This window comes from Azovibrio sp. (genome assembly GCF_049658005.1).
In the GTDB taxonomy this organism is placed as follows: domain Bacteria; phylum Pseudomonadota; class Gammaproteobacteria; order Burkholderiales; family Rhodocyclaceae; genus Azovibrio.
Genome location: NZ_JBASOH010000044.1, coordinates 1 through 5,495 on the forward strand (window position 1 = coordinate 1; position 5,495 = coordinate 5,495).

General features: G+C 65.0%; 4 protein-coding genes and 1 pseudogene. 4 read left to right on the forward strand and 1 reads right to left on the reverse strand.

What is annotated here, in order from left to right; genetic code table 11:
* From WBH99_RS04725 to WBH99_RS04740, 4 genes and pseudogenes are all read left to right on the forward strand, one after another.
* Positions 1–1,302, forward strand: a 1,302-nt coding sequence (locus WBH99_RS04725) for an NAD-dependent succinate-semialdehyde dehydrogenase (protein ID WP_424218961.1), incomplete at its 5' end; no start/stop codon positions are given.
* Positions 1,303–1,348: 46 nt separating this feature from the next.
* Positions 1,349–1,909 (forward strand): annotated as a pseudogene (locus WBH99_RS04730) (cation transporter); the annotation flags it as partial.
* A 147-nt stretch (positions 1,910–2,056) separates the two neighbouring features.
* Positions 2,057–3,559, forward strand: coding sequence for a sodium:solute symporter family protein (locus WBH99_RS04735; protein ID WP_424218962.1), 1,503 nt, complete (start codon positions 2,057–2,059; stop codon positions 3,557–3,559).
* A gap of 4 nt (positions 3,560–3,563) precedes the next feature.
* Positions 3,564–4,631, forward strand: a complete 1,068-nt coding sequence (locus tag WBH99_RS04740; RefSeq protein ID WP_424218963.1) for a VanZ family protein — start codon at positions 3,564–3,566, stop codon at positions 4,629–4,631.
* A 43-nt stretch (positions 4,632–4,674) separates the two neighbouring features.
* Here the strand turns inward: WBH99_RS04740 and WBH99_RS04745 are convergent.
* The coding region (locus tag WBH99_RS04745) for a sulfatase-like hydrolase/transferase (RefSeq protein WP_424218964.1) at positions 4,675–5,495 on the reverse strand (821 nt) is incomplete at its 5' end.

Below are 5,495 nucleotides of genomic sequence, written 5' to 3' on the forward strand. Positions count from 1 at the left end.
GGGCGGGCCATCGCCGCCGCCGCCGCCGCCCTGCCCGCCTGGCGGGAGCGCACCGCCAAAGCCCGGGCCCAGGTGCTGCTGCAATGGCTGCGGCTGATCCAGCAGCACACGGAAGACCTGGCCGCCCTGATCACCGCCGAAGGCGGCAAGCCCCTGGCGGAAGCCCGGGGCGAGGTGGCCTACGGCGCCAGCTTCGTGGAATGGTTTGCCGAAGAAGGCAAGCGGGCCTACGGGGAAACCGTGCCCAGCCCGGCAGCGGACAAGCGCCTCCTGGTGATCAAGCAGCCGGTCGGGGTCTGCGCCGCGATCACGCCCTGGAATTTTCCCCTCGCCATGATCACCCGCAAGGTGGCGCCGGCCCTCGCCGCCGGCTGCACGGTGGTGGTCAAGCCCGCCGGACAGACGCCGCTCACCGCCCTGGCCCTGGCGCGGCTGGCCGAGGCGGCGGGCTTTCCCGCCGGGGTGTTCAACCTCGTCACCGGCGACCCGGCCGCCATCGGCGGCGCCCTCACCGCCAGCCCGGTGGTGAGAAAGCTCTCCTTCACCGGCTCTACCGAAGTCGGGCGGCTGCTCATGGCCCAGAGCGCCCCGACCCTGAAGAAACTCTCCCTGGAACTAGGCGGCAACGCCCCCTTCATCGTCTTCGACGATGCCGACCTGGATCAGGCCGTGGCCGGGGCCCTCGCCGCCAAGTACCGCAACTCCGGCCAGACCTGCGTCTGCGCCAACCGCTTTTTGGTCCAGGCCGGCATCCACGACGCCTTCGCCGCCCGGCTGGCGGAACAGGTGGCGGCGCTCGTGGTGGGCGACGGTAGCGAACCCGGCACCCAGCAAGGGCCGCTCATCGACGCCAATGCCCTGGCCAAGGTCGAGGCCCATGTCGCCGACGCCCTGGAAAAAGGCGCCCGGCTACTCACCGGCGGCCATCCCCACCCCCGCGGCGGCAACTTCTTCGAACCCACGGTGCTGGCCGGCGTCACCCCGGCCATGCGGGTGGCGCGGGAGGAAACCTTCGGCCCCGTGGCCCCCCTGTTCCGCTTCGAGACCGAGGCAGAAGCGATCCAGATGGCGAACGCCACCGAATACGGCCTGGCCGCCTACTTCTACAGCCGCGATGTCGCGCGCTGTTTCCGGGTCGGCGAGGCCCTGGAATATGGCATGGTGGGGATCAACACCGGCCTGATCTCCAACGAGGTCGCGCCCTTCGGCGGCATCAAGCAATCCGGCCTGGGCCGGGAAGGCTCCCGCCACGGCCTGGACGAGTATCTGGAACTGAAATATCTCTGTTTCGACCTGAACTGATGCCATGAACGACACCGCCAACTCCGGCCAGGGGGGCTGCGCCTGCAGCAGCACCGCCGCTGGGCTCGAAGCCCATACCCTGAAGTGGCTTCTGACCATCAACGCCCTGATGTTCGGGGTGGAAATCCTGGCGGGCTGGTGGGCCCAGTCCGCCGGGCTGCTGGCCGACGCCCTGGATATGCTCGCCGACGCGGCGGTGTACGGCCTTGCCCTTTACGCCGTGGGCCACGCCCCGGCCCTGCAACGCCGGGCCGCGCGGATGTCCGGCGGGCTGCAACTCATCCTGGCCCTGGGCATGCTGGCGGAGGTGGGGCGGCGCTTCTGCTTTGGCGCCGCGCCCCTGGGGGAGGCGATGATGGGGGTGGCCGTGCTGGCCCTGCTCGCCAATGTGGCCTGCCTGCTGCTCATCAGCCGGCACCGGCACGGGGGCGCCCACATGCAGGCCAGCTTCATCTTTTCCGCCAACGACGTGATCGCCAACCTCGGGGTGATCCTGGCCGGGGCCCTGGTGCTCTGGCTCGGCAATCCCTGGCCGGACTGGATCATCGGCACCCTGATCGGGCTGATCGTGCTGCATGGGGCCTGGCGCATCCTGAAGCTGCGTTGAACGGCACCCGGATGGGGCTGGAAAACAGGCCGGAAAACAGGCCGGAAAACGGCCTGGAAAACAACGGCCACGCAAGCCGCAATGTCTTTATAATCCGCCGTTTTCGGGCTGATTTTTCAGGCTTTTCCGGGTGGGGAAAAAGGCACCATGCTGATCTGGTTCGTCGTCATTTACCTGATGTTCTCGGTGGGGATCGGCCTTTATGCCGCCACCCGCGTCCATACCGCCAAGGATTTCGCCGTCGCCGGGCGGCACCTGCCCCTGCCGGTGGTGATGGCCACCGTGTTCGCCACCTGGTTCGGGGCCGAGGCGGTGTTCGGGGTTTCCGCCACCTTCGTCAATGAGGGCCTGCGCGGCGTCGTCGCCGATCCCTTTGGCTCCAGCCTGTGCCTGATGATCGCCGGCATCTTCTTCGCCACCCAGCTCTACCGGCTCAACATCCTCACCCTGGGCGACTTCTACCGCCTGCGCTACAACCGCACCGTCGAAGTGCTGGCGACCCTTTGCATCGTGGTCTCCTACCTGGGCTGGGTGGCCGCCCAGATCAAGGCCCTCGGCCTCTTGTTCCACATCGTCACCGACGGCGCCGTGAGCGAGGCAACCGGCATGATGCTCGGCACCGCCATCGTGCTCACCTACACCACCTTTGGCGGCATGTTGTCGGTGGCGATCCTGGACTTCGTGCAGATGGGCGTCATCATGGGCGGGCTGCTGTTCATCGCCTATCTGGTCAGCGGCCAGACCGGCGGCGTCATGCCCGTCATCGAACATGCCCGCGCCGCCGGCAAGCTGGATTTCTTTCCCGAGGCCAGCCTTGCCCAGTGGCTCTCTTTCATCGGCGCCGGCCTGACGATGATGCTCGGCTCCATCCCCCAGCAGGACGTATTCCAGCGCATCACCTCCGCCAGGAGCGCCCGCATCGCCATCTGGGGTTCGATTCTGGGTGCCTCCTTGTACTTCTGCTTTACTTTCGTGCCCATGTTCATCGCCTATTCCGCCACCCTGATCGACCCGGCCCAGTTCGGCGCGCTGATCGCCGAGGACTCCCAGAAGGTGCTGCCCACCCTGGTGATGCAGCAGATGCCGGTGTTTGCCCAGGCCATCTTCTTCGGCTCGGTGCTGGCCGCCATCATGAGCTGCTCCTCCGCCACCCTGCTCGCCCCTTCGGTTTCCTTTGCCGAGAACATCGTGCGCGGCTTGTTGCCGCAATTGAACGACCGCCAGTTCCTCGCGGTGATGCGGCTTTGCATCGTCGGCTTTGCCGCCCTGGTGCTCACCTACGCCCTCAACTCGGGGCTCTCCATCTTCCGCATGGTGGAATCGGCCTACAAGATCACCCTGGCCGGCGCCTTCGTGCCGCTGTTCTTTGGCGCCTTCTGGAAAAAAGCCACCACCCAGGGCGCCCTGGCCGCGATCTTTGGCGGCATCCTGTCCTGGCTGCTGGTGGAAATGCTGATCGGTGAGAACAGCATCGTGCCCGCCCAGCTGCTTGGCCTGCTGGTCTCCGCCGTCGGCATGGTGCTGGGCTCCCTCTTGCCCCAGTGGGTGGGCCGTCCCACCCCCCGCGAGGACATCCACGAGGCCCTGCACCACGCCGCCGCCGCCCAGACTTACCATGTGACGGATCACGGCCATCACCACGCCCCCTGAACCCATGCTCGGCAGCCAGCAGGGCCGCCCCGCCCCGGATCTGCTACCGCGCTATCTGGCCGCGGCCTGGGCGGTCCTGACCCTCTATGGCAGCCTCTACCCCTTTGCCGGCTGGCAGACCGTGGGCATCGACCCCTTTGCCTTCCTGACCCTGCCCTGGCCCCGTTACTGGACCGCCTTCGACTTGATCGCCAATGTGGTGATCTATCTGCCCCTCGGCTTTTTCGCCACGCTCTCCCTGCTGCGCCTGCCGGGCCGCTGGACGGCGCCCCTCCTGGGCACCCTGCTGGCCGCCCTGCTCAGTTTCAGCATGGAAAGCCTGCAGGCCTGGCTGCCGGCGCGCATTTCATCGAATGTGGACCTGGGGTGCAACAGCCTCGGGGGCCTGCTGGGCAGCTTGCTGGCCGCCTGGATCGGCCCCCAGCTGCAGCCCTTCTGGAAAAGCTGGCGGCCCCGGCTGATCGCCCCTCTGCCCCATGTGGATCTGGGGCTGACCCTGCTGGGTCTGTGGCTCCTGACCCTGCTGTCCCCGGAAAACCTGCTGTTCGGCACCGGCGACCTGCGCCTCCTGCTGGGCGGCCTGCCGACCCTGAGCTACGCCCCGGAAACCTACCGTTTCGCCGAAACCGCCGTGGTGGCCAGCAACTTCCTGGCCCTGGGCCTGTTTGCCGGGGCCATGACCCAGGGCCGCTGGCTGGCCTATCTGCTGGTGCCGCTGTTCTTCCTCGTGGCCGCCCTGGTGCGCAGTCTGGAATCTGCCCTGCTGGCGGGGCCTGGCCGTTTCCTCGACTGGCTCACGCCGGGGGTGGAGCAGGGCTTGCAACTGGGCGCCGTGGCCCTGGGCATCCTGCTCCTGCTGCCGCCGCTGGGCCGCCTGATGCTGGCCGCGCTGGCGCTCCTGGCCGGCGTCATCCTGGTGAACCTGGCCCCCCTCGATCCCTATTCCCCCACCGCCCTGACCCTCTGGCACCGGGGACATTTCCTCAACTTCAGCGGTTTGATTCGCTGGGTTGCCACGATCTGGCCTTTCCTGACCCTGCCCTACCTGGTCCTGGTCAGCCGCCGCATCTGAACGGCGCCGCGCAAATCCTGGGCGCCATCGTTTTAGAAGCGGCTCATTTCACTCGCAAATGGAGCTTGCTCACCATGCCATCTTCAACGTGCTTTTTATAGTCATTCCGATCAAGGATCGGTGGCGCATGGTCGCCAACAAGGAGCACTTCGACGCCACTCATCGCAGGATGGGTGAGAACCTCGGCTAATTGATGGAAAAACTGGGCATGCAGCTTATTCATGCGGCAGACCTCTCCCGCTTCCTCAAGCTGAAAATCCTGGCAATTAAAAACATCCTGCTGAATATCTCGCCTGTCGTAGAGGGTATGCGTATTGAGCGTCAGCCAATAGACAAAACGCTTTTCATCCTCTAAAAAAGCACGGGAAATATATTTTTCCATGATCTCGCTATCACAGACACCAGGGAAAGAATAGCAGTGCGTTTTCCATGAATCCGTTTCTTTGAAATGAATTTCATCGAATCCAGTGCGCGGATACCAGTGCGTGCGGCCATACATCGCCCCTTCAGCACCGTGAATGGCCGTCGTTTTGTATCCCATCTGTTTCAATCGCCACGGCAGGCAAGCTTCAAAGCCTTCGGTTACCGCTTCCAGGTTGAGATAGCGAGTTTTCAGGCCGCAAAGCTTGCTCAGCTCAGCAGCAACGGTTGCGTCGTCGCTGGACACGGGTTCCGCCTTGATCCAGTCAAAATAAACGCGCTTGGCAAGCAAAGGCTCCAGCAGCGCCGCTTGGATACGCTCGTCTTTCATTACCCCCCAGGACTCAACAATAATCAGCAATATTTTCCTGTTCAACTGCCCAGGATTGGCTTGAGCCCACTGTGCTACCTCACCTTTGAATCCCTCTGGCACCAATGGATTCA